Annotated in this window: 22 protein-coding genes; 9 read left to right on the forward strand and 13 right to left on the reverse strand. The window is 64.5% G+C overall.

Annotated elements, in window-relative coordinates:
- The first annotated feature begins 421 nt into the window (after positions 1–421).
- The 4 genes from AB0H49_RS33010 to AB0H49_RS33025 all read left to right on the forward strand — a co-directional run bounded on the left by AB0H49_RS33010 (position 422) and on the right by AB0H49_RS33025 (position 2956).
- A complete protein-coding gene (locus AB0H49_RS33010) occupies positions 422–745 on the forward strand; it encodes a metalloregulator ArsR/SmtB family transcription factor (protein WP_357256771.1) in 324 nt (107 codons plus the stop codon).
- Positions 746–771: 26 nt separating this feature from the next.
- Positions 772–1515, forward strand: a complete 744-nt coding sequence (locus AB0H49_RS33015; RefSeq protein ID WP_357256773.1) for a DUF2071 domain-containing protein — start codon at positions 772–774, stop codon at positions 1513–1515.
- A 217-nt stretch (positions 1516–1732) separates the two neighbouring features.
- Positions 1733–2188 (forward strand): hypothetical protein, encoded by a 456-nt coding sequence (locus tag AB0H49_RS33020; RefSeq protein ID WP_357256775.1) that lies wholly within the window; start codon positions 1733–1735, stop codon positions 2186–2188.
- A 210-nt stretch (positions 2189–2398) separates the two neighbouring features.
- Positions 2399–2956 carry a hypothetical protein gene (locus tag AB0H49_RS33025; RefSeq protein ID WP_357256777.1) on the forward strand — a complete coding sequence of 186 codons (558 nt, stop codon included), beginning with the start codon at positions 2399–2401 and terminating at the stop codon, positions 2954–2956.
- A gap of 32 nt (positions 2957–2988) precedes the next feature.
- On the opposite strand, the gene AB0H49_RS33030 is transcribed toward AB0H49_RS33025, so the two are convergent.
- Positions 2989–4212, reverse strand: coding sequence for an FAD-dependent monooxygenase (locus AB0H49_RS33030; RefSeq protein ID WP_357256779.1), 1224 nt, complete (start codon positions 4210–4212; stop codon positions 2989–2991).
- 913 nt (positions 4213–5125) lie between these two features.
- Between AB0H49_RS33030 and AB0H49_RS33035 the strand changes: the two genes are divergently transcribed.
- Complete coding sequence (locus AB0H49_RS33035) at positions 5126–5275, forward strand: hypothetical protein (protein WP_357256781.1); 150 nt, start codon at positions 5126–5128, stop codon at positions 5273–5275.
- 206 nt (positions 5276–5481) lie between these two features.
- On the opposite strand, the gene AB0H49_RS33040 is transcribed toward AB0H49_RS33035, so the two are convergent.
- Positions 5482–6780: a lipase family protein gene (locus AB0H49_RS33040; RefSeq protein ID WP_357256783.1), complete on the reverse strand. Its 1299-nt coding sequence runs from the start codon at positions 6778–6780 to the stop codon at positions 5482–5484.
- Between the two features lie 380 nt (positions 6781–7160).
- Between AB0H49_RS33040 and AB0H49_RS33045 the strand changes: the two genes are divergently transcribed.
- Positions 7161–7328: a hypothetical protein gene (locus AB0H49_RS33045; protein ID WP_357256785.1), complete on the forward strand. Its 168-nt coding sequence runs from the start codon at positions 7161–7163 to the stop codon at positions 7326–7328.
- Positions 7329–7337: 9 nt separating this feature from the next.
- On the forward strand, positions 7338–8270 hold the full coding sequence (locus AB0H49_RS33050; protein WP_357256787.1) for a cytochrome P450: 933 nt from the start codon (positions 7338–7340) through the stop codon (positions 8268–8270).
- A 275-nt stretch (positions 8271–8545) separates the two neighbouring features.
- Here the strand turns inward: AB0H49_RS33050 and AB0H49_RS33055 are convergent, their stop codons facing one another.
- The 3 genes from AB0H49_RS33055 to AB0H49_RS33065 form a co-directional block, all read right to left on the reverse strand.
- Complete coding sequence (locus tag AB0H49_RS33055; RefSeq protein WP_357256789.1) at positions 8546–9544, reverse strand: ABC transporter permease; 999 nt, start codon at positions 9542–9544, stop codon at positions 8546–8548.
- 47 nt (positions 9545–9591) lie between these two features.
- Positions 9592–12165, reverse strand: coding sequence for an oligopeptide/dipeptide ABC transporter ATP-binding protein (locus tag AB0H49_RS33060; protein WP_357256791.1), 2574 nt, complete (start codon positions 12163–12165; stop codon positions 9592–9594).
- Positions 12166–12299: 134 nt separating this feature from the next.
- Positions 12300–13904 (reverse strand): ABC transporter substrate-binding protein, encoded by a 1605-nt coding sequence (locus tag AB0H49_RS33065; protein WP_357256793.1) that lies wholly within the window; start codon positions 13902–13904, stop codon positions 12300–12302.
- Between the two features lie 594 nt (positions 13905–14498).
- Here AB0H49_RS33065 and AB0H49_RS33070 point away from each other — a divergent pair.
- Together AB0H49_RS33070 and AB0H49_RS33075 are read left to right on the forward strand one after the other, a co-directional pair.
- A complete protein-coding gene (locus tag AB0H49_RS33070; RefSeq protein ID WP_357256795.1) occupies positions 14499–15575 on the forward strand; it encodes a 2OG-Fe(II) oxygenase family protein in 1077 nt (358 codons plus the stop codon).
- A 23-nt stretch (positions 15576–15598) separates the two neighbouring features.
- Positions 15599–16135, forward strand: a complete 537-nt coding sequence (locus AB0H49_RS33075; RefSeq protein ID WP_357256797.1) for a DUF6879 family protein — start codon at positions 15599–15601, stop codon at positions 16133–16135.
- An 80-nt stretch (positions 16136–16215) separates the two neighbouring features.
- Here AB0H49_RS33075 and AB0H49_RS33080 read toward each other — a convergent pair whose 3' ends face one another.
- The 8 genes from AB0H49_RS33080 to AB0H49_RS33115 form a co-directional block, all read right to left on the reverse strand.
- Complete coding sequence (locus AB0H49_RS33080; RefSeq protein ID WP_357256799.1) at positions 16216–17328, reverse strand: glycosyltransferase family 4 protein; 1113 nt, start codon at positions 17326–17328, stop codon at positions 16216–16218.
- A 39-nt stretch (positions 17329–17367) separates the two neighbouring features.
- Complete coding sequence (locus tag AB0H49_RS33085) at positions 17368–18267, reverse strand: phytanoyl-CoA dioxygenase family protein (protein ID WP_357256801.1); 900 nt, start codon at positions 18265–18267, stop codon at positions 17368–17370.
- A gap of 36 nt (positions 18268–18303) precedes the next feature.
- Positions 18304–19221, reverse strand: a complete 918-nt coding sequence (locus AB0H49_RS33090) for a phytanoyl-CoA dioxygenase family protein (protein WP_357256803.1) — start codon at positions 19219–19221, stop codon at positions 18304–18306.
- A 76-nt stretch (positions 19222–19297) separates the two neighbouring features.
- Positions 19298–20656, reverse strand: a complete 1359-nt coding sequence (locus tag AB0H49_RS33095) for a cytochrome P450 (RefSeq protein WP_357256805.1) — start codon at positions 20654–20656, stop codon at positions 19298–19300.
- Positions 20653–21108, reverse strand: coding sequence for an ester cyclase (locus AB0H49_RS33100; protein WP_357256807.1), 456 nt, complete (start codon positions 21106–21108; stop codon positions 20653–20655). The genes AB0H49_RS33095 and AB0H49_RS33100 overlap by 4 nt, the downstream gene beginning before the upstream one ends.
- Positions 21105–21374 carry an acyl carrier protein gene (locus tag AB0H49_RS33105; RefSeq protein ID WP_357256809.1) on the reverse strand — a complete coding sequence of 90 codons (270 nt, stop codon included), beginning with the start codon at positions 21372–21374 and terminating at the stop codon, positions 21105–21107. The genes AB0H49_RS33100 and AB0H49_RS33105 overlap by 4 nt, the downstream gene beginning before the upstream one ends.
- 60 nt (positions 21375–21434) lie before the next feature.
- The gene (locus AB0H49_RS33110) at positions 21435–22229 is read right to left on the reverse strand and encodes a cupin-like domain-containing protein (RefSeq protein ID WP_357256811.1); all 795 of its coding nucleotides are present in this window, start codon (positions 22227–22229) and stop codon (positions 21435–21437) included.
- A gap of 52 nt (positions 22230–22281) precedes the next feature.
- Positions 22282–22935 carry a hypothetical protein gene (locus AB0H49_RS33115; RefSeq protein WP_357256813.1) on the reverse strand — a complete coding sequence of 218 codons (654 nt, stop codon included), beginning with the start codon at positions 22933–22935 and terminating at the stop codon, positions 22282–22284.
- Positions 22936–22956: the final 21 nt, after the last annotated feature.

The following is a 22956-nucleotide window of genomic DNA, read 5'->3' on the forward strand; positions in this document are numbered from 1 at the left end:
CGGCCGAATACGAAGCTGCCTACTACGCTCAACAACCACCACGCCGACCGGCGCTGGTCTGAAACCGAAGCCGGTCTCCTACCCGTGACGGTTCACTGCGACAAGTACGCGTTTGGTCATCGCCCGTACAAAAAGATGCAGGTTAACGGCGGTACCCAGTGACTGGCCCGCTGGCTGATTCTGCCCGAACCACTTCAGCGTGGCCGCGGTCGAGCCTCCGTGAGCGACTGCGCTGCGGTAGGCGTATAGGTGCGCGATGACCTTCTGTGCTGAGCACTTGAACAATTCGAGCCCGATCTTGCGATGGTCGGGCAGACGGTGCTCGAGCAGGATGAGGTTCCGGGTCAATTGCTTTGTGAGGCTGTCGATCCGGTCTTCGGGTGTCGGCTTCGATATTTAGCTATAGTGCTAATATGCAAACATGACCGAGTTCGACCCTGAAGAGGAAGCCGGCGTGTTCCGCGCGCTGGCCGACTCGACGCGCCGGCAGATCCTGGAGGATCTCCGCTCCGGCGAGTTGACCGCGGGTGAGATCGCCGCGAAGTTTCCGATCAGCGGTCCTTCGATCTCCCGGCATCTGGGCGTACTCAAGGCAGCCGGGCTCGTCCGAGAGCGACGAGTCGCCAATCGGATCTTCTACTCGCTTGTCGAGGAACGACTGGCGTTATCTGTCGGCAGGTTCCTGAGCGCGATCTGCCCGGAACAGGTCATCGTCAGACAGCGCAGGCTGCGAACCACGAAATAAAGGAATGCCGGATGAAACCTCCGCGGATGTCCAGCGTCGTCGAGCGACGTCTTCTGGTGAACTACCGCGTCGCCCCTGAGGTCGCCGCGAGCTTGGTGCCGTCGCCGATGCGCCCTCAATTGGTTGACGGTTGGGCGGTTGCCGGCATCTGCCTGATCCGCCTCGGACAGTTACGGCCCAGTTGGCTACCCGGCTGGGTCGGGATGCGCAGCGAGAACGCGGCGCACCGCATCGCGGTTGAGTGGGATGGTCCGCAGGGACTCTCGACCGGCGTGTACATCCCGCGCCGCGACAGCGGTTCGGCGATCAATGTCCTTGCCGGTGGCCGACTGTTTCCTGGTGAGCACAGTTTGGCGCGATTCGACGTGCGGGAGACGGCGCAGGACCTGCATGTGGCCTTCACCAGTCAGGACAAGACGATCTCCGTGAGCGTGGACGTCCGGACCGCCGAGCGGTTCCAGGGAAGCGAACTGTTCGCCGATCTGGCGCAGGCATCGGACTTCTTTCAGCGTGGCGCGGCCGGATTCTCGCCCACGCATAGCGGTCAATGCCTTGATGGGCTCGAACTCCAAACGGACGCATGGCAAGTCGAGCCGGTCGATATCCACTCGGTTCGGTCCACGGTCTTCGACGACCAGGACCGGTTCCCGCCAGGCAGCGCGGTGCTCGACTGCGCCTTGCTGATGCGCGAAGTGCCCGTGACCTGGCGTCCCCTTCCACCCCTGCGAGTCGCTGCTGGCTCCGCGACCGCAGGGAATAGCGCACGCTAGGAATAGCACCCCTCCATCAGTTGTCAAGCACGTCAACCGCAGATGTCTGGAAATCTCGCGCGACGCCGACGGCAACGCCTACCGATGGAGAATCCACGGCCGCGCGTTCAAAGGCGAACGCACCCACCAAGGAGTCCCGGCCACCTGGGTTGTTGGCGAGCCAGCCGCCCGCGCCGTTGTTGTCCTCGAACAACTCCAGCCCGACGACACCGACATCTTGTTCCAGACACTGCCCTACGGCGTCGGCTGGGCCGAGGAACACGGCGGCCGCGCATTGAACACCGGCACCACCAACAATTGGTTGAACCGATTCGTCCGCTGGGTCAACAACTGCCGCACCACCCACCACCGCACCGACACCATCCCCGACATCGACGGCAGCCCCTTTCGGCTGAAGACCAGCCAATTCCGCCGCACTCTGGCCTGGTTCATCGCCCGCCGCCTCGGCGGCGTCATCGCCGGTGCACTCGCCTTCCGACACCACGCGATTCAAATGTTCGAAGGCTACGCCGGGACCAGCGACTCCGGCTTCCGCGCCGAAGTCGAACAAGCCCTCGCACGCGGCGAACAACTCGTCGAACTCGCCGACAACTACGAGCACACCGACACCCTCGGACCAGCCAGCGCCGAGGCCGCCATCGGGTCCATCTCCGGACGATCTTCTGCCCGGTGACATCCCGGCCCTTGCCGAGTAGAACCTCGGAGTGGTTCGGCACACCTCGATGGGGCCTCGGAAGAGACTGTGGCCGTTTCGAGCCGCGCGATATGCGGCACGTGCGGATAGTCGACAGCAGTCGTCCCAACTGTACGTTCGGGGCCACGTAGGTAACGGGTACGCGAGAATGAGTGCGCCCACAGATCTACGGCCGAAAACGGGAAGAGCATGAACGCCACCGCGATCGTCGGAGTCCTGACCGCAATCATCGCCGCATCCGTGGCGCTGATCGGTTATGTCATCAATCAGATGACGGCGCGGCGGGAGCGTCGAGCCAAGGCCTACGCCGAAGCCTTACGCACAATCCGTCAGTACCAGGAAATTCCGTACAGGGTTGTACGACGACTCGATTCGAGCGCGGAGACCCGGACAAGGCTGGACGATCAACACGGCGAGATCATGAGCAGCATCGGTTTTCACATCGGTTGGCTCAGGCTCGAATCTCCTGATACCGCAGCCGCTTACGAGGCGCTCTGGGAGCGATACGGAGGGCTGCTGAACCGCCTCCGGACTTCACCACTCTCGAAACGTGGTCGCTGCCAACGTAGCTGCCGCTGTGCCACTGTCGGGCTCGCTGTCGGCGGTCCCGTGATGACCGTTTCGAACCGCGCGCCACGCGGCATTTCCGGACATGGGATGCCCCTGCCGCCCAACCAATCGGAACGATTGACTGACCAGCGCCCGCCATGCGGCATGTGCGGACGCAGTGCGACGCTGTCTTACTAAAGCGTTGTCCCGTCCGACACGCTATGTGACACCTACGGCTTGGCCGACGAGGCAGTCGGCGATTCGGCCAGGACTCCGGAGTCCGGCAGCCCCGCGTAGTCGGGCAGTTCGACCCCATTGATCGCGCGCTCGACCAGCTCGGCGAACCACTCTCCGGTGAAATCGGGGCCCGGCTCTGCATCGGACCCGGGGATGTCGCGGCTGCGGGCGTTCAATTGGGCGATCTCCTGATTGGCCTCGACGAACGAGCGCATCCGATCCTCATAGCGGGCGAAACCGATCTCTGGATTCCACTCGGCCGCAGCCAGCTCGCCGGCCAGCACGTAGGCGCCGACCAAGGCCAGCCCAGTGCCCTGGCCCGACATCGGGGAGGAGCTGAACGCCGCATCGCCGAGCAGCCCCACCCGCCCACGCGACCACCGATCCATCACGACCTGAGCGACCTGGTCGAGATAGAAGTCCGGGGTGTCGTCCAGATGCGCGAGAATGCGCGGGGTCAACCAGCCCAGGCCGTCCATCCGCTCACGCAGCAGCCGCTTCTGGGCCTCGATATCACGGTAATCGACATCGACGTCGGCCGCGGGGAAGGAGAACATGGCCATCGCCCGGGTGGCGTCCTGTATCGGCCGCAGCCCAGCCGAGCGCCCGGACTCCTGGTACTCGATCAGCCATTTGTCGAGCCCGAACTCGTTGGGCACGCTGAAGAAGGCCAGCACGTGCCCGAGGTGGCGGACGAACTGCTCGTGCGGCCCGAAAACCATTGTGCGCAGCGCCGAATGCAGCCCGTCGGCTCCGACCACCAGCTCGAAACGCCGCCGGTTACCGCTGTCGAAGACCACCTCGACCCCGTCCGCGTCCTGGGAGAGCTCTGCGATCCGGTCGCCGAAGACATATTCGACATCGTCACGGGTGTCCTCGTAGAGCACCTGCGACAGGTCACCGCGCAGGATCTCGATCTCCGCGATGAATCCGTCGCCGCCGTCGTCGTCCACGCGGAAGCTCTCCAGCACGTTCCCGTCTGCGTCCACGGCGTGCGCGCCGATGGTCTGGGTGCAGGCCGCGCGTACTGCCGGGTCCAGCCCCATCCGCCGGATGACTTCCTTGGTCACTCCACGCGCGTCCACGGCCTGACCACCGAAACGCAGTTCGGCGGCCCGCTCCACCACGGTCACCACGGCTCCCCGCCGGTGCAACCAGTGGGCCAGCGCGGGCCCCGCAATGCTCGCACCCGCCACCAACACTCTGACACCGCTCACTGCGCCTCCCACGTACCCCGCCGAATCACTGTCCGGATCGATAGCTTCTGTTCCGACCCACCGCTGTCGGTGTATCCAGAGGTATCGACGACGGATCCGCCAGGAATTCATCGGTGCACCCGAGACCCGTGTCCTTGTTCCTGCGAACACTCTGAACTCGGCATGAGCGCGCGTTCGGGCGGCGCCGGGATGGGCATCGTCAGTTAGTTCAGAGAAGCCCGCATCCGCTGCCCCATGCTGCACGTCAACCCCAAAATGCTGGCCCGGCTCGACGAACTCGAAACGATTTCACCGACCGCCGCACCCGCGCAGAAGCCAAGGCCGGGTCGGCGAGATCGAAGGCACCGATATGACCCTGACTCTGCTGCGCGCCAAACGAGACGACACCCACCGACGGCTTCAACGACCAGCCGTCGACCTCGGCATCCCAGCCACCACAGGTCTCGCCCACCAGCAGGAGACACAAATTTGATACCCCCAAGCGCCCTGCCGGTCCTGGTGCAGATAAGCACTTCGGATTTCGAGCGAGGCCCGATCCGTCGGGTGATCACCGCGTTGGTCGCCGAGTCACGCGCGGCGGGGCTAATCGACCGTCCAGTGCGGGTGCTCAACATCATGGGCCACCGAGCCCAGGAATCTCTCGAGCGCCGCAACAAGGCCCCGTTCGTCCATGAACCTGGTCGAACGTGCTTGTGCGGGACTGCTGCCGGGCATGTGCGCGGGGTTGCCCGCCCAAGGGCAGTGTGTCCAACAGCCGCCGCCATGTCGATACATGGCTGCCGATCCACGCCTGGACCCTCGAGCAGGTGTGGGCGCGCATCGCTGTCGCGGGCACGCGTATCCATCCTGCCTACGCCGCGGGTTTCCGCGCGCGTCGTGCGTGTTCTGCGTTCTTTCCTCACGCAGCGCGCTGGTGCGCGCCGCGCACCTGCTTCCGGCACAGCACGCCAGTGCCGAGGCCGAAATCGGCCACCGATTCCGCGCCGACCGGTCCATGGCCGAGATCATCGCCGAAGCCGCCGCCACCGCCGGTCCCGGACCGATCCAGGACTGGGCAGCCTGACCCCATTCCAGCGCGCCTCGGCGTGAGCGCGAGTCCATACCCGATCGAAACGATCCGCGCGCTGGTCGGGGTATGGCTGTTCGGCGGATGGCGCATCGACACGATCCGCCGCCTCGAACTCGACTGCGTCGACCGCGACGAAGGACGCGACGAGGATCCTGTTCTGCGTCCGCGGCGAACCCATCGGCCACGCCTACCTCAACGCGCTATGCACCACCGAGCGACATGGACGGCACCGTGCGTGTCGAGCAACCGGTTGGCGCGGCCTGCCCCGCCAGACGGTCATCGATCCAGCGCAGGACCGCGGGTGTCGCAGTGATTGCGAGACTGACGTGCTCGCTCAATTGGTCCCGCGTATAGGTGATCTGCGCCCCCGCTGCGCACCACTGTGCCACCGCCTGGTCGGCTGGCGCGATGTCGAGGATCTCGTCGTGCACGGCGTTGTAGAGGAACAGCGGCGCGGTCGGTACCACGTTGCCGAAGTCCACGTCGGCAAACGACGCCTGTACCTGCTCGAACAGCTGCGAAAAAGGGATCGTCAGGTAGTCGTCCATGCGCAGGAACGCATGCTGAGCCACGTTCGGCGCCACGCATTTGCTGTCACCCGCGGCCATCAGAGCTTGCCCGGCAGGGGTCAGATATTTGTTGAAAACCGCCGCCAGACGTGGATCGGCGCGCATCATGCCCGGCAGGAGCGACGGCAGGAAACCGGAGAACGGACCGGAATCGAGCGACTCCAGGTAGGGGCCGACGGGTACTGTCCAACCACCCATGGCAACACCGACCAGTCGTATTTCGGGAGCGTAGGCCGGTTGAACCTGCGCGACCCACCCGGTACCGATCGCCCCGCCGGAGTAGCCCGTCACAGCAACCGGAGTATCGATGCCGGACAGGCCGAGTGGCGTGAAACCCTCGGCGGCGCGCACTCCGTCGAGCACGGCGTAACCCGGCTGTTTCGGGGAGAACACAGCCCCCAGCGGCCCCTCCCAGTCGGGTACGGAAATCACATGACCGGACGACAACATCTGGTCGATCTGTACGAGATCCAGGGAGGAGTCGTACTTGTCGGGCGCTCCTTGCCGGAGCACGAACGAGGGAGCACACTGTGGGGCCGAGGCATCTTCGGCAACCTGGTAGCTGATCAATCCCTTGACGTGCCCGGTTCGTGGGCGCAGCACCGTCGTCACGGTCGCCATGGGTTGCCCGGCGGTATCGGTCGTTCGATACAGCAACTGCCAGGCATCGGCGTCCTGCGCCTGTGGCCCTAGCGACGCCACCTTGACGGGTCGCGAATTCAGGATGGTGCCCGGCGCCTCCGAACTCCAGCCCGATGGCGGGGTATAGAACGGGTCGTTCTGCGGAGTTGGCAGCGGATCCGCACTACCGACCGCCATGGGAGTACCGGTAAAGCACAACACGACCGAAACTGCGATCAGAACCGAACGCAACTGACCGCGCTTGACCACTGAATACGTTGCACCCCAGGTTGATACGGCGCTGCCCACGCTTCCGACTTCCCTCCCTGGTGGGGACCGACTCCCGGCGAATCCCCCTGATGGCAGTAAGAGTACATCTCCCGATCATGATGAATACCCGAACCGGTACGGCGAGCGGGTGCTTCGACCTGCCAAATCCCCTTCCCTGACTGCACCTGCCACCGGCCGAAGCCGGAAGCCACAAACACCCCCACCACGAGACGGCAGACGAAGTGCTAGCCACCGGCGGGGCGTGACGGAAACCGTTCTCCGACACTCAGGCCCCGTCGCCGACGCGACCACCCGGTGTCCACCGGGTGGTCGCTGGGCTACCGGTCGGCTCAGCTGGTTGCGGGGTCCTCGCTCACCGTTCCCGAACTCGCGGCTACCGGCTGATCGGGTTGCCGCCCATGATCAATGACGAGAAGCACTGGACCAAGAAAGTCGGCGTGCTGTTCAAGCTGATGCGCCCGATCGCCCGCGACGGCCTGTTCACCGCCTACAACCACGAGCCGAACTGGTCGAAGGCACACAACATTCTGAGCTCCGCGTTCACCCAAGAGGCGATGCGGCGCTAACACCAGGCCATGACCGACACCGTCTTCGACCTTCTCGACTACTGGTCGACGCGGCGAGACCAATGGGTCGACATTGCGGACTCCACCAACAGATTCACCCTCGAAGTGATCGGCCGCGCCGGATTCAGCTATTCGTTCGACTCGTTCACCCGCCGCGATGAGCACCCCTTCGTCGCCGCGATGACCAGAGGTTTGCGCCACATCAACCGCAACGCCAACCTTCCCCCCGTACTGCACGACTTCCCCCGCCGCCGCGCCGAACAACATCGACGTGATGTCACCTTCGCACACCAACTCGTCGACGACGTCATCGCCACCCGCCGCCGCGAGGACCCCGACAGCACGGGAGACCTGCTCGGGCTGATGCTCAATCACGCCGACCCCGCCACCGGCGAGAAACTCGATGAGATCAACATCCGCCACCAAATCCTCACCTTCCTCGTCGCCGGCCACGAAACCTCCGCGGGCGCACTGGCCTTCGCGCTCTACTTTCTCGCCACCCACCTCGACGTAGCGGCCCAAGCCCGTGCGGAAGTTGATGAACGCTGGCCCGCACCCGGACGAGCCGACATCGAATACCACGACGTGAGCAAACTGCGCTACCTGCGCCGCGTCGTCGACGAGATTGCGGCTATGGCCCATCGCCCCACTACTTCCGCGAAGCCCGGCACGCCACCACCATCGGCGACGGTCGATACGCATTCGAACGGGGAGACTGGGTTTTCGGGGACGCTGGGCGAGGACGGGGTGCCCGGCGGCGTACTTCTTGGCGGCCGGGCAGTTCGCCTTGCCGCGAAAACGATGGTGCCGCCGGAATTCAGGCCGATGAACGCGGCCCATGCGCCGCGCCGTGAATCCGCGGCGGCATCGGGGCGACGTGCACGTCGACGCGGATGCCCGCCTCGCGGCCGCCGGCCGGCGACGGTGCATCCAGTGGGGTAAGCGTGGGAAGGGGTCGAGTTGGTACCAGCCCGGGCCGCTGATCATGCTGGCCCGGGCCGCAACTCGACCGGGAGTGGCGCACTGGATATCGACGCGGGGTCCGACTCGACGTCTGGGGAGGTCCCCGATGGGGGCATCTGGCCCGAGACGCGGGCTCCCCAGCGAACGACGCAGCATGGGATGTGCATCCGGCACTGCTGGCCGACGTGGATGGGCACCGGGGCCGATGCGGAAACAGCCTGTAAGAGAAGGGCATTCGCCGAATCTCGCGCTCGTCAGTCATCGAGAATTCTGGGATCGGCGAACGCTTGACCGAGGTCGACGAGGAAGTTGGTCAGGACGTAGATCGCGCCGAGGGTCAAGGTGATACCGGCGATGGTGGTGTAGTCGCCGGCTTTGATGGCTTGCGCGGTGTAGAGGCCGATGCCGGGCCAAGCGAAGATCAGTTCCAGCAGGATGTCGGCCCCGAACATGGCAGCGACCTGCATGCCCGCGATCGACATGGTCGAGTTCGCCGAATTCCGCAACGCGTGCTCGACGACGACGCGTGGCTCGGTCATGCCTTTGACACGGGCGGTGCGAATGAAATCCGAGCGGAGGGTGTGCTGCAGGCTGCTACGGAGCGCCCGGCCGATAGCGACCGCGGGGACCAGGGACAAGCACACAACGGGAAGAACCAAATGCTCGACGGCATCGACGAACACATGCGGCCGTCCGGCGAGCAGCGAGTCGACGAGCAAGAACCCGGACGGCCCGTTGGGCGCGTCGCCGTAGGAGCTGCGTCCGCGAGCGGGCAGAATCCCGAACTCTTTGTAGAACAAGAGAATTCCGAGCAACGCGGCGAGGAATACCGGCATCGACGATCCACCGATCAGCACGAGTCGAAGAACGCCCGACCCGGGCCACCGCAACGCTGTCGCCGCTCCCAGCAGCAAGCCGAGCGCTACGGCCAGCGCGAATCCGCAGACAACCAGTTCGGCTGTGGCGGGCAGGAAGTCGGCGATATCGGAGCTGACCGGCCGACGCGTCACCGCGGACTGTCCGAAATCACCGGTGGCCGCCTTCTCGACGTAGGCGACATACTGCACCGGCAGCGGCCGATCCAGGCCGAGCTCGTGCCGCGCCCGCTCGACGACCTCGGCGGAGGCTCTTTCACCGACGAACGCTCGGGCCGGATCGACTGGAGAGACTTGTCGCAGCACGAACACCACGGCGACGAGCGCGAGCAGTACGAGGATCGCCTCGAGGCCGCGCCGGGCTATGACTTTCAGCATTCGGGGCTCTCCCTTGCTGTGGAAGAAAGGGCAATGCGGGCCCGCGGTCAGCGATCGGTCAGACGGTCGCGGAGTACGTCACCGGCGAGGTTCGCGATCGTGGCGAGCACGAAGAGCCCGATCGCGGGCATGATCGGCACCCACCAGGCATCGAGGAGGTAGGGCAGTCCCCGCGCACACATCGCACCCAACTCGGGAGCCGGCGCGGGAGAACCGAGTCCGACGAACGACAGGCCGGACAGCATCAGGATCAAGGCGCCGACGTCGAGACTGGCCGCGATGATGGTCGGCGGCCACGCGCCGGGTAGCAGGTGCAGCCAGCCGAGCCTGAATCGGTTTGCACCGGACATCCACGCGGCGTCGACGTGGGGCAGCGATCGGAGCCTGGTCACCTCGCCCCGCACGACTCGGGCGTACAGCGGCCACCAGACGAGTGCCAACGCCGTCAGCGTATGCATATACGACGGCCCGATCGCGGCTACGACGGCGATCGCGAGCAGCGAGGCGGGCAGGGCTATGAAGATGTCGGTGATCCGCATCAGGATCCGGTCGACGAACCCGCCGAGAGTCCCGGCGACGAGCCCCACCGCGCCACCGAGGACAATTCCGGACGAGATCACGCAGAGGGCACCCCACCAGCTGGCGCGCATGCCGATCAGGACACGGCTCAGGATGTCGCGCCCGACCTCGTCGGTGCCGAGCCAATGCGCTGCGTTCGGTGGGGATGTCGGGCGTCCAACCGGGAGATCGGGGTCGTAGGGGGCAATCCAGGATGCGCCGAGCATGACCACGATCAGCGTCGCGAGCACACCCAACGTGATCACATCACCCGGTTTCGCGCGTCGGCGCGCCGCCACTGCCGCCGGCACCGGTTCGCTGCCCACGCCGCTGCTGATGGCGGGCGCCGACGGCGAAACGTTCGGCGCGCCTGTCGGCTTGCCGCGCCGCTGTTCCTGCGCGCTACCGATATTCGGCACCGCAGCCACCAACGCCTTGCTGTACGGGTGCGTCGGTGCCTTGGCCACCTTCTCGGCGGCATCGATCTCGACGATCTCGCCGCGATACATCACGGCGACGCGGTCGGCGATGAAACGCGCCGCGGCCAGATCGTGGGTGACGAAGACGACCGTCAGCCCGAACTCGCGCCGCAGCGTCTGAATCAAGTTCAACGTCGTCGCCGCCAGCGGCGCGTCCAACGCCGAAGTCGGCTCGTCGCACAGCAATACCGCCGGAACAACGATCGTCGCCCGCGCGAACGCGACGCGCTGACGCTGCCCTGTCGACAAACTGTCGGCACGGAGGTCGGCGACGGCCGCCGGGAGCCCCACCCGTTCGAGGGCTGCGATCACCCGGGCCCGGCGACGGGCCCGCCCGAGTGACCGCGGCAGCCGTTCGCCGACCTGTCGTTCTACGGTCAGCCACGGTGTCAGCGACGCGCTGACGTCTTGGAAGATCATCTGTGTCGATCCCCCGGCCAGTTCGATGACACCGCTGTCGGGCTTCGCCAGTCCCCCGATCATCCGCAGCAGTGTCGACTTGCCCGACCCGGACTCGCCCACCACCGCGACGGCCTCGCCCGCTTCCACCTGCAGGTTGAGCTTGCGCAGCACCACCAGCGTCTCGCGCCTGGCCAGACCGCCGCGCATGCGGTAGCCCTTGCTGACTTCGACGCAACGCACGGCAGGTCGCGCACGGACCGGGATGTCCAACGGTGGGAAAGCGGGAGACAGTCCACGCGCCTGGGACCGGTCGACCTCGGGCGGGAGGATGCACGCCGCGACACCGGAATGTGTGGCAGCCGGTGTCAGGGGGATCAACGACTTCTCGCATTCGTCGGTGCGAAGCGAACAGCGCGGCGCGAACGGACAACCCGGCGGAGCGTCACGTGGATCCGGCGGCATACCGGTCAGCACCGGTATGCGATGGCCCAACGGCAGGCCGAGATCGAGTCGCGAACCCAAGAGGCCGACCGTGTAAGGGTGCGAGGGCGTGGCGAGGACATTGGTCACGGCGCCGATCTCGATGATGCGCCCCCCATACATGACCGCGACCCGGTCGGCGGCCTCGGCGGCGACACCGATGTCGTGGGTGATCAGCAACACCGAGCAACCGAGGTCCGCGCGCAGGTCGGAAAGCAACGCCAGGATCTGCGCCTGGACTGTGACATCCAGCGCCGACGTCGGTTCGTCGGCGATGATCAGGTCCGGGTGCGCGGCGATCGCGATCGCGATCATGACCCGTTGCCTCATTCCCGCGGAGAGCTCATGCGGGTACGACCGCAGCCTGCGGCCGGCCTGCGGGACGCCGACCAGGTCGAGCAGTCTGCTCGCCTCCGCGGTCGAGCCGGCGACTTCCCGCACCTGGTCGCCGATTCGCATCGTCGGATTCAGCGACGTCATCGGATTCTGGAACACCGCACCCAGATGGACGCGACGAACTCTGCGTCGCTCGTCAGGCGGGGCGGCAACCATGTCGACGCCACACACCTCGGCCCGTCCGGTGACGACGGCAGGCGGGTCGCCCACCGGCAGGCCGAGCAGGCTCAGCCCCAATACACTCTTGCCGGAGCCGGACTCCCCGACGAGCGCGAGGATCTCACCGGGCGCGATCTCGATGCTCACCCCCCGGACCGCACGCACCGCGACGCCCCGGCGGCGAAACGTCACGTGGAGGTCGCTCAGACACGCACGGGGGGCGAATGTGGCGGCCGACCGGCCACTTTCATCTGCGCGGTCTGCTCCGTTCCGGAAACGCTTCACCTCGCTTTCACCTTCCGAAGCAGGTTGATAGGCACCATTCCGGTGCCGACCAGCGTATGCACGATCTGGCCGATGCCCGAGTTGGTCACAATGACGTCTTGGATGTCGCAGAGGTTGATGACCCATGCCTGATCCATCACGATCCGAGCGCCCTCGACCCAGTGCCTTTCAGCGTCCGCTTTGCTGAGGGACCGCTTCCCGGCGTCCATGACGGAATCGAGAGCGGCGTGGGAATAGTTGAACCAGTTGATCGGCGATACGCCCGTGCGGAAGAAGATCCGCAATGTGGTGTCGGCATTGAGCGCGTCGCCGCCGTACCCGTGCAGGAGCATGTGCGGTTGCTGCCCGACGGGCGCCGAATGCAGTGCGAACACCTGTGCGGTGGGCATGGCCCGCACCCTGGCAGTCAGTCCCAGCGCTGCCAGCTGCGTCTGGAGCAGCTCGGCGACACGGGCATCGGTCGCTCCACCCGCCTCGTCGTAGGCTAGGTCGATCTGCTTCTCGCTGTCCGGCAGCTTCGCGATCAGCGCCTTCAGCGTGGATACGTCGTGGCCGGGCGCGTCCGGCGCAGCGCCGTCCTGCAGCACTCCGGCTGGGTAGAACTGCGTGGACCGTGCGGCGGTCGAGCCGTAGGCCGGCTCGATGAGCGCGGGAACGTCCACCGCCGTGCGCATCGCCCGGCGGAACTCCGTATCGGAGAACACGCCCTTCTTCCAGTTCAGGAAGATCGACGACTTGAACGCCGTCGGATGTTCCGCCACAGTCAACTTCGGGTTCGTCTTCATTGCCCCGATCGCGGCGATCGGCAGCCCCTTGGTGATGATGTCGAGCTGCCCCTGCTCGAGCAGCAGGCGTTGCGTCGTGATGTCCGGGATGATCTCGATACGCAGTGTGGTGAATTCCGGTCGAGTTCCCCAGTAGCCGTCGTAGGCGGTCAGCGTGTAGTGACTGCCCGGCACGAACTCCGTGATCCGGTAAGGCCCGGTACCCGCATCGTGCGTACTCAGCCAGCCCTGCGCCAGATCACCGTTCACGCTATGGGTCCGCACCGCTGTCGGGCTGACCGCCTTGAGTCCCCACGGGCAGGCGAGGTAATCCAGGAACGGCTCGACAGGATGCGCGAGCTCGATCACGAGCGTGGAGTCGTCTGGCGCGGACATCGACCGCACGTCGGCGACCAGATAGGCCGGCGCTTGGTTGACGGCGGAACGCCGTTGAAAGCTCTCGATGATCGTGGTGGCCGTCATCGGCGTGCCGTCGTGGAAGGTGACACCGGCACGTAGCTCGAACGTGTACGTGAGCCCGTCGTCGGTGACCGTCCACGACTCGGCCAGGCCGGGCCCGATCTCGGGCGAATCGGGCTTGTAGCCGACCAAACCTTCGTAGACGCTGAGGGTGACCTGGAGACCCTCTCCCTCATAGAAAATGTCCGGGTCGGGCACCTGCATGTCCGCCAGGAATCCGAAACGGATGGTATCGCCGACTGTTTCGGCTCCACCGTATCCACCCGAACATGCCGACAACAGCGCCGATATCCCGAGGGCTTCCGTCACCGTGACGAGCGCACTGCCCTTCAGGAATGTCCGTCGATCCGCAGTCATGCTCATATCGCAACGCGCCTTTCCCCGTCATCGACGTCGTGGCAACCCCAACACATGATCTGAATCTTCAGTGTCACACAGGAATCCGTCTGCGGAGGCCGAATTCACATGTGCACAACAGAATTTCACCTTCGCGCGAGCTTCGGCGCGTGTGAAGAAGGCGGGCCTCGTACGGTGCCGACGTCGCCGTTGACAGCTCGCCGCGCTCTGGGGCGTCTTGCGTATCTACGAAAGTCTGGGCAGGACAGGCAGTTTCGAGGCGCACGTTCCCGTCGAACCTTGCGGTCAATAGGTATTGACACTCGGGACGCTTCTTGGATCGCCGAAAACCGCGCTGGGCACGTCTAGAGAATCCCAGTCGCCGACGGGAACGCTGCCACAATCCGCGACATCTATTGACAGTGCAGTCGTGGTGATGCGATGTTGAATACAGCACAGGTCCGCATCACCGAGAGGCGGGCGACGATTCGCATCAGCGGACTCAACTGATCCAGTTCGTGCTTCTCTCGTGTACCTGCTACTCGATCATCATCGGATATCACAGCAGTCCGAGATACTTTCGGTTGGATATCGTCGTCCGACAGGGGTGAAGGCGTGAGCAAGAAAGAAACCAACACTACGGTGTCCGACTTCGGAGTAGCGGAAAGCAACCTCGACTATTCCGGGTACACGCTCATCGAGAGCCCCGACGACAACTTCGACGACAATTTTCAGCCGCAGGTCTGCGACATGACGGATCTGCAGGGCGGCCCGGCGGCGCGAGATCGTTTCGTCGACCTCCTGGGCACGGCCATGGAGGACGTCGGAATCGCGATTCTGATCAACCACGGCATCGACGCCGAAGAACTTCGGGCCACCGATGCGCAGGCGCTTAACATTTTCACGACAGTACCCGATGAACAGAAATCGAGGTTCGTGTCGACGGACTGCGCCTACGGTGAGCCCTACTATCTGGGCTACGTTCCACTCCAGGAGAGCATGCCTTCGCTGCCCCATGCGGTAGAAGCCTGGGAATTCGACAGATCCGCCTTCCGGATTCCCGGGGAAGATGCGGACAATGCCCTCGGCTACTGGCCGGCCGAGAAATACGAAGCCGCATTCGGAAATTTCTGGCAAGCATGCGAGGAATTGACCCCGGCGCTCGGCAGGGCACTGCTCCAGTATCTGGACATCGATCCTTCGCTCTATGCCGAGGAAATCTCCCCGACGAACGACGTGCTGAGGATCAATCACTACCCGCCCATCAACACTGCCGCCGGGAGTCTTGCATCGCCGGCCCGCGTGCTATCGCACGAGGACTATGGGCTCATCAGCCTGATGCTGGGTAGTCCGGTGGAGGGGCTGCAGGTGTATCGCCCTCGAAGCAAGGCTTGGAGCAGGGTACACACTCCGGCTGATTCTCTCGTCGTGATCAGCGGAGAATGGCTGCGGGTGATCAGTAACGACCGCTTCCGTGCCTGCACCCATCGCGTCAGCGTGCCCCGCGACCCTGCCCAGTGGGCTGTGTCCCGCGTCACTGTTCTCTATACGCTTCATCCTTATCAAACGGCGGTCGTCAGAGTGTTGCCGGGGCTCGCTGCGAAATTCCAGCCGGCCAGTGGCATGGACTTCATGACACAGGTAGCCCACCGACTGTCCGAAAGATGCAAATCGCTGGCAGATCACCCCTGATATTTCCACGAGGAGTGGTGACCATGATGTTTCTTTCCCGGTCGAACCTGGCCTCCCTGTTCGACCAGGCCGAGTACCGCGCCTTTCAATTCGAGGTGGAAGACTTTCATGTCGTGAGCGACGAGCACGAACCGATGCGCCGGTATCAGGCGGGCCTGGCGCCGCTCGACCCGGACAATTACCCGGTGCTGTGGAAGGAATGGGAGGATCTGTGTGACGCGACCACCGCCAGAGGAGTCGCGATGCAACGTGTTCGGGTTGTCACCGAGCCCCTGACCGAATACATCTCTTTTCTCCACGCGGTGACCGGACGCAACCAGGCGCACGGTGAAGACATTCGCTGGCTCCCTCGTCATTGGTTGCAGCAGGAGGATTACACCGCGGACGAGTGGTGCCTGATCGACGATGACACCCTCGCCTGGACGTTGTTCGACGAGGAGGATTTCGTCGGCTACGGCCTTACGCGTGATCCGGTCGAAGTCGCGCGCGCGATTGCCGTTCGCGACGCGCTGTGGGCGAAGGCCGTCCGACACGTCGACTATTCGCCGGGCGTTCGATAGCGGCGGGTGTCGAGCACACGGAGTTCGGCGAGAGCCCACTCGATCCGCGCCGCCGCGTCAGACCAAGATCACCCCCCCGGTCACCGATGCCCTACGCCCCGAACCAGTTCCAGCACACCCCTGGCCCGACGCCCGAACGATCGCGGCGGCAGCGACCGGTACACCCGCAGATACGCCTCGACCATCCGGTGCGGGTGCACGTCCCCGGCGACCGAGGCCAGCGCGCCCGCGACGATCCTTTCCCGGATCCGCGCATCGCCGAGCTCGCGCAAGCAACGGGGAATCTCGGAGAACGCCTCACGCCGAGAGTATTTCAGCCCGTTCACCCCGTCGGTGACCATGCCGAAGCCGGGGCTGTCGGGCACGATCACCGGACAGCCCGAGGCCATCGCCTCGAGCATCACCATCGGATGCCCCTCGGACCGCGAGGTCGAGATCAGCGCGCCACCACCGGCGGCCACATCCCGATACAGCTGCGCCAGAGCAGCTTTCGGACGCACGCCGGGCCGGTAGTCCACCCGCCCGGCCAGCCAATCGTCGAGCCCCAGTGTCTCCGCGTTGTCCTCGGTGTCGATGACCACAACCTCGAAACCCGTCAGCACACCGGCCGCCACCAGATACAACAACCCGTGGATGCCCTTGGACGGCCAGTCGATATCCACCGCGCGCCCCACCCACAGCAGCTGCGGACGCGGACCCGCCCGCCCGGGACCCGGCGTGCACACCGCCACATCCGGAGCATTCGCGATCACCTGAGGCAAGATCGCTGTCCGCGTGATCAACGCCGCGGCGGCCTCGGGCGACACCGCTGTGTACCCGTCGAACTGCACTGCGGTCACATCGGTCGGCGTGCTGACGTGCGAGGTCACCACTGCGGCCGCGAACAGCGCCGCCCACCGCAGCAGCGACCCCAGACCAGGCCAAGTCGGGCACGCCGATGTCGCGTGCACCACCGTGAAATCCCCGCGCGCGAGCCGTGCCGCCACCGGCGCGGGCGACCCGATCCACACGCCCAGCGCACAGAACGACCCGACCCGGCCGGGGCTGCCCTGCGGCGCATACGCCCCACACTGCACACCACGCTCCGCCAGCCCCCGGATCAGCACCTCCAGCACCGCTTCCACCCCGCCGTCGAAGACCGTCGCAACGAAGAGAACACGGACCTCGCCGTCTCGCCGCACATCCGACCTCACGCCCCACCTCCATCCCCGCACATCAGCAGGTATCCGGACTCACCGGAGGATGGATTCAGTCGCGTCCCACAGCACGGGACAAATCGTCGGATCGCTGTAGTCGACATCACCATTCGGCAGCTTGCGGCACATCCGATCGTTGACATGCGAGTGCAGTTCGCCTGTTTCGTCGTAAACGCGTTGATATCGGTTCGCGTCATCCTGCATGTGCACGATCAGTCCTACTCGCGGACGGTTGCTCAGATTCGACCCGCTGCCGTGAATCGTCATGCAGTTGTGAAAACTCACCTGTCCCTTGCGTAGTAGGAGCGGCACACGGCGAATCGGCATTCCGGTGCGCTCGAGCATGCTCTCCGCCTTTGCCGGGTCGGGGCCGCAAAAGAATGTGTCGTTATAGCGAATCGCGTGGATGTCCTCGGTATCCGGCCACCGATGGCTCCCATCGATCATCACCACAGGGCCCATGTCCTCGTCACAGTCCTGCAGAGCGATCCACGCGCTCAACATCTTGGTGGACGTGCAGGTGTGCCAATGAACACGGTCGGCATGCCATTCGAGGGTGACTTCCGTGTGCGGGGGCTTGTATATCAGGCTGCTCAACCAGAGCCTTACCCGACTGGTCTGCGCCAGCCGCGCCGCGATGGCCCCGATGATCGGCTGCAGCATGAAGCTGCCGAGACGACCGCTGGTCAGTGCGACGTGATCGTTGAAGCGGATCTGATGAGCCGAGCCTTCCACCCAGTCGTCCATCTCGTCGAGCGTGATGGGTAGCACCCTGTCGCGCTCGCCCCTGTGATGATCCGCCAACGCGGCCGACGCGGCGTCCACGGCTTCGTCGGTGAACAGTCGTGGTGTGACGAACCAGCCGTGCTGCTGATAGAACTCGACATCGTCATCGGACGGCAAAAACTCTTGTTCACCCGGCGCCAACTCGAACATAATACCTCTTCCTGAGCGACAAAATCCTCGGCAGGCCTACTGGTCTACGACGGATCGCGCGACGGATTGCGCGTCCCACAGCACGGGACAAATCTTCGGATCGCTGTAGTCGACATCACCGTTCGGCAGCCTTCGGCACATCCGATCGTTGGCGTACGACTGCAATTCACCTGTTTCGTCGTAAACCAGTTGGTAGCGGTTCAGGTCATCCTGCATATCGATCGTCGCACCGATCCTGGCCCGCTTACTCAGATTGGGGCCGCTGCCGTGAACCGTCAGGCAGTTGTGAAAACTGACTTGCCCCTTGCGCAACAACAAGGGCACGTATCGAAGTGGCATACCGGTACGCTCGAGGCGGTCCTGCAACAACGCCGGATCGGCGCCGAAAAAAGTTCGGCCGAATCGGAGAGCACGAACGCTTTCCGTATCCGGCCAGCGATGGCTTCCGTCGACCATTACCACCGGACCCATGTTCTCGTCACAATCCTGCAGAGCGATCCACGCGGTCAGCATTTTCGTCGAGGTACAGCTACGCCAGTAGGCGCGGTCGGTGTGCCATCCGATCGTGGTGTCGCCGTCCGCGGTTTGTGGTTGTTTGTACACGATACTGCTCTGCCACAATCTGATCTGTGTCGTCTGCGCCAACCGTGCCGCAATGGCCGCGACTATCGGCCGCAGCATGAAATCGCGGAGGCGGCGATTCGTCAGTGCGACGTAGTCGTTGAACCGGACCTGGTGCACCGCGCCAGGAGCCCAGTCGTAGAGTTCATCGATCGCGCCCGGCAATGTGTCGTCACGCTCGCGTCGGTGATGTGCCTCCAACGCCGTCAGCGCGTCGTCGACAGCCTCGTCGGTGAACAGTCGTGGCGAGACGTACCAGCCGTGCTGCTGATAGAACTCGACGTCGTCATCGGAAGGCAGCAACTCCTGTTCAGTCCTTGTCAACTCGAACACTGAACACCCCTTTTCAAATCGACGAACACGACCCCGCGGACAGAAGCATCTCCCGCGGCGGCAGGGCGGAAATGGCTCACTTCAGCCCTTTATCGACCCCTCGGTCGACAAGGCGCAGATGCAGTCCTCCCGGTACCAATGAGACGGAAAGTGGGGGGCGGATGCGCAGACCGGGCACAGTCCGCAACCGCCAGCGACTCGCGATGATCACCAAGGCCAGCACGACCTCGGTCATCCCGAAGGCTTCTCCGATGCACTTTCTGGCCCCGCCACCGAAGGGCAGGAGAGCTTCGGGGGACGACACCGCGCGATCCGGCAGCCAACGGTCGGGATCGAAACGGTCGGGTTCGTCATAGAGGTCGGCCCGCCGGTGGATGAGGTAGGGGCTCAGGGCGATTGTGCTGCCGACAGGTAGTTCGTACGGGCCGAGCCCCGCCCCGGCAGTGACTGTGCGTGTGAAGAACCACGCGGGAGGATAGAGGCGCAAGGTTTCCGTGACGATCCTGCTCGCCACCTGCAGCCGCTCCAGGTCACTGTGGTCGGGCAGCCGTCCCGAAAGCACACTGTCGACCTCGGCATGCAACTGCGCCTCGATATCGGGGTGTCGCGCAAGCAAATACAGCATCCACGACAGCGCGGAGGAAGTGGTCTCCGTTCCAGCGACGAAGAACGTCACGACGGCATCGCTGACATCGCCGTCGATCGTGCCACGCGCGTCACTCTCACTGTCGTGGACCGCCAGCAGCGCCGAGAGCAGATCCCCGTTGTCGACGCCGCTCGCGCGGCGATCGGCGATGATGCCGTTCATCGTCTTCCGCAACCGGCGATTGGCGTTGTTGTACCGCCGAGTGCCGGGAACCGGTAGCCGGCTGATCGCGTCGGGCAGCAACGTGCGCCGAAAAGTGCCGTCGAAAGTGGTGGTGAGATCGCTGATCACCTCGTGCAGCACCCCGGCCGGGAGGGTGCTGGAGAACATGGTCGCGCCGAAGACCCTGGAGGTGATCGTGAACATCTCGGGGCAGATGTCGAGGACTTGACCGGAATGCCAGCCGTCTACGACGGAGGCTATCTGCGTTGTCATCGTGCGCGCGTAACCCGCGAGCCGTTTTGGATGAAAGGCAGGCTGGGCCAGGCGGCGCTTGTGCCGATGCTTGCTGTGCGTACACGTGGCGACGCTCTCGCCCAGCCACTCCCGCTCGCGTTCCAGGAACAGACCGCCTTTGTCGAAAGTCCGGTCATCGACCAGAACTTTGCGGGTCAAGCCTGGATCACAGATCACCACAGCGTCTTTCGGACCGAGGCGGATCTTCACGACGTCACCGTGTTCGGGCAGCTGTGCCAGAAATGCGAAGGGCTGCTTCACGAATGGCAAGAGGTGGCCGACCAGAGGCCGGGCGCCCGGCGCGGTCGGTATCTCGCAGGAGAGTGCTGTCATGATGCGCTTCGTTCTCCTTCGGAGATCCCGGCGCCACCGCTACCGACGGCCCCGACCTGGCGAAGCCAACCGAACCAATCCTCGAGGCCCCAGGATTGGACGACGAGCCCGTCGGCGATCTCGTGGAATTCATGGATCCGGATCCGGACGGCTCTTCCGGTGGCGGGCACACCGAGCCACTCTCCCTTGTGCACGCCGCGCATCTCCCCGCGGACCGCGACCATCCCGTTGCCGTCCTCCCCCCGTCCGTCGACGATCGTCTGCACGACGATCGTGAATTGAGCGAAGGCGTGATTGATCGCCGCGATGAGACGCTCGATCCTGTCACGTCCCGACGACGTTCCGGGTGAGTTGTCCACCCAGTCGGCGGCCATGGCGCCATCCAGTAAACCGACGTCGCCACTCAAACCGCGGTAGAAAGTCTCGAGCAAGTCGTCGACCGATCGCGTCACCCGCGAGCTCCTTCCGCCAAGAGCTTGTTGACGTACTCGAGCGCGAGCCGGGGAGTCCGGAGAATCTCTACGGTCTCGTTCGGTAACAGCATCGGTATGGGGACATGCCATTCCCGTTGGATCCGTTCCGCCAATTCGATCGTGCCCAGCGAGTCCAGCCCGAGTTCGGTGAAGGGCTCGTCGAGTGTTTTCTCGGTGAGTTCCAGTTCGGCTCCTTCACACGCCCGGTACAGCCGACTCAAGTCATCGAGGGCGAACTCTCTCATCAGTGCTCCTTGTCGGAAAGCAGCGACCCACCAGTGGCCGAACCGGATCGAGATGGCGAATCAGCCGCTGGTTTCATGGCAGGTACACGGAGTGCCACGGTCGAGGTGGACGAGGTGTAGAACATGGCGCGCTGCCACCTGGCTCGCACGAAACGCAACGTGTTTGTAGGTGCCGAAGAAGCCGCTCAGCAGGATACTGGCCGAGTGGTTGTAAACTTCGTGCCACCAGCGATCGGGCACGTAAAGTACGTCACCGGCCGCGAGCTCGACTTCACAGAGACTTTTCTCGGAATCCGTCGACGCGGCAATCTCGGCCAACGGCAGGGCCGACAGGCGCGCCCAAGGGTCGTATTTCGCGGACAACGCATCGGCCCCTTCGACGAAACCGGGAGGCGCGATGCGGAACCGCTTGTTTCCGCGGATCACTATGGCGATATTGCCCAGAAGGTCGTAGTGAGCGCCGGTGCGCGCTCCTGCGGGACCCACCCAGACCCCTGGAGGCGGGGAGAACGCCCGCCGCGGGAAGAGCGCCTTTCGAGGGGATATGTCGGCCTCGAGCTGCGGAAACCTCCGCAGGAGGTTGAATTCTTTGAGGTACAGGGATTCCTCGCCGGGATCGCCGTGCGCGAGGAACTCCATGTAGGTTCCCAGCGTCGACTCGGTGAAATGGGTGGCGCCGCTCTCCCGGTCCCCCCGAACCAGTTCGATGGACATCTCGGGCCGCAGTCTTCCGAGAAAGTCGAAATCCCACCGCTGCACAGCCGGCCAGCTGGCGGCCAGCCCAGGAAACAAGGCCGGTTCTCTTTTTGCGATGTATTCGCTCAACGGTGCGGTCGCCGGTCGTAGCTGCGGCATACTTTTCCCTCCTCACCTCGGCTGGCCACTCGTGCGGTCACCCACAGCTCGTTCAGAGACTCCGGTGGATGACGACCCCGTAGTCCAGCGACTGCGGGTGGGGGAAATAATGGGGCTTGACCGAGACGATCGTCGTGAAGCCGTTCAAGTAGTAGTAGCGCAGCTGCCGGTCCAGTGGCGTGCCGTCGGCGTTCCTGGTACGCACATACGAGATGGGTGAGCCGTCCGGATTGGCCTTGATCCATTCGCGTAATCCAGGAACGGTCGACCCGCCGTACAGGTGGTGATAACCCATTACCGCCAACTGCGGCAAGAAGGAGCGAAACAGCGCTTCGGCCGCGTCGGCGCTGATACTGGTCAGACTCACGCCGAACACGGAATCGGTACTCCCGCGCGGGGGCAGTGGGGCGTAGGCACACGCCCGCCAGCTCTCCGCCTCGTGAATCGTTTCCCGCGTCACTGGTCGAGCGAACATGGATGCGAGAAGCCTCTCCCCGTCCGGCGCGAATGCTCCCGCGGCATGTTCGGGTAGGCGATCGATTCTTTCGAACAATTCCTCCGCCGTCGCGGCTTGTTCACGATCCCACTTGGCGCGCTCCATCTCCACCAATTGGTCCAGGTCGGAGGGCCGGAGGTTTCGAACCTCGATATCATTTCCGCCAACGGTTCGGGCGGACACGCGCGGAATATGTTCACTGGTTGGCATCTGTCTTCTTTCGCAAGCGAT

Origin of the sequence: Nocardia sp. NPDC050713, from assembly GCF_040654315.1 — a bacterium.
Taxonomy (GTDB): Bacteria; Actinomycetota; Actinomycetes; order Mycobacteriales; family Mycobacteriaceae; genus Nocardia.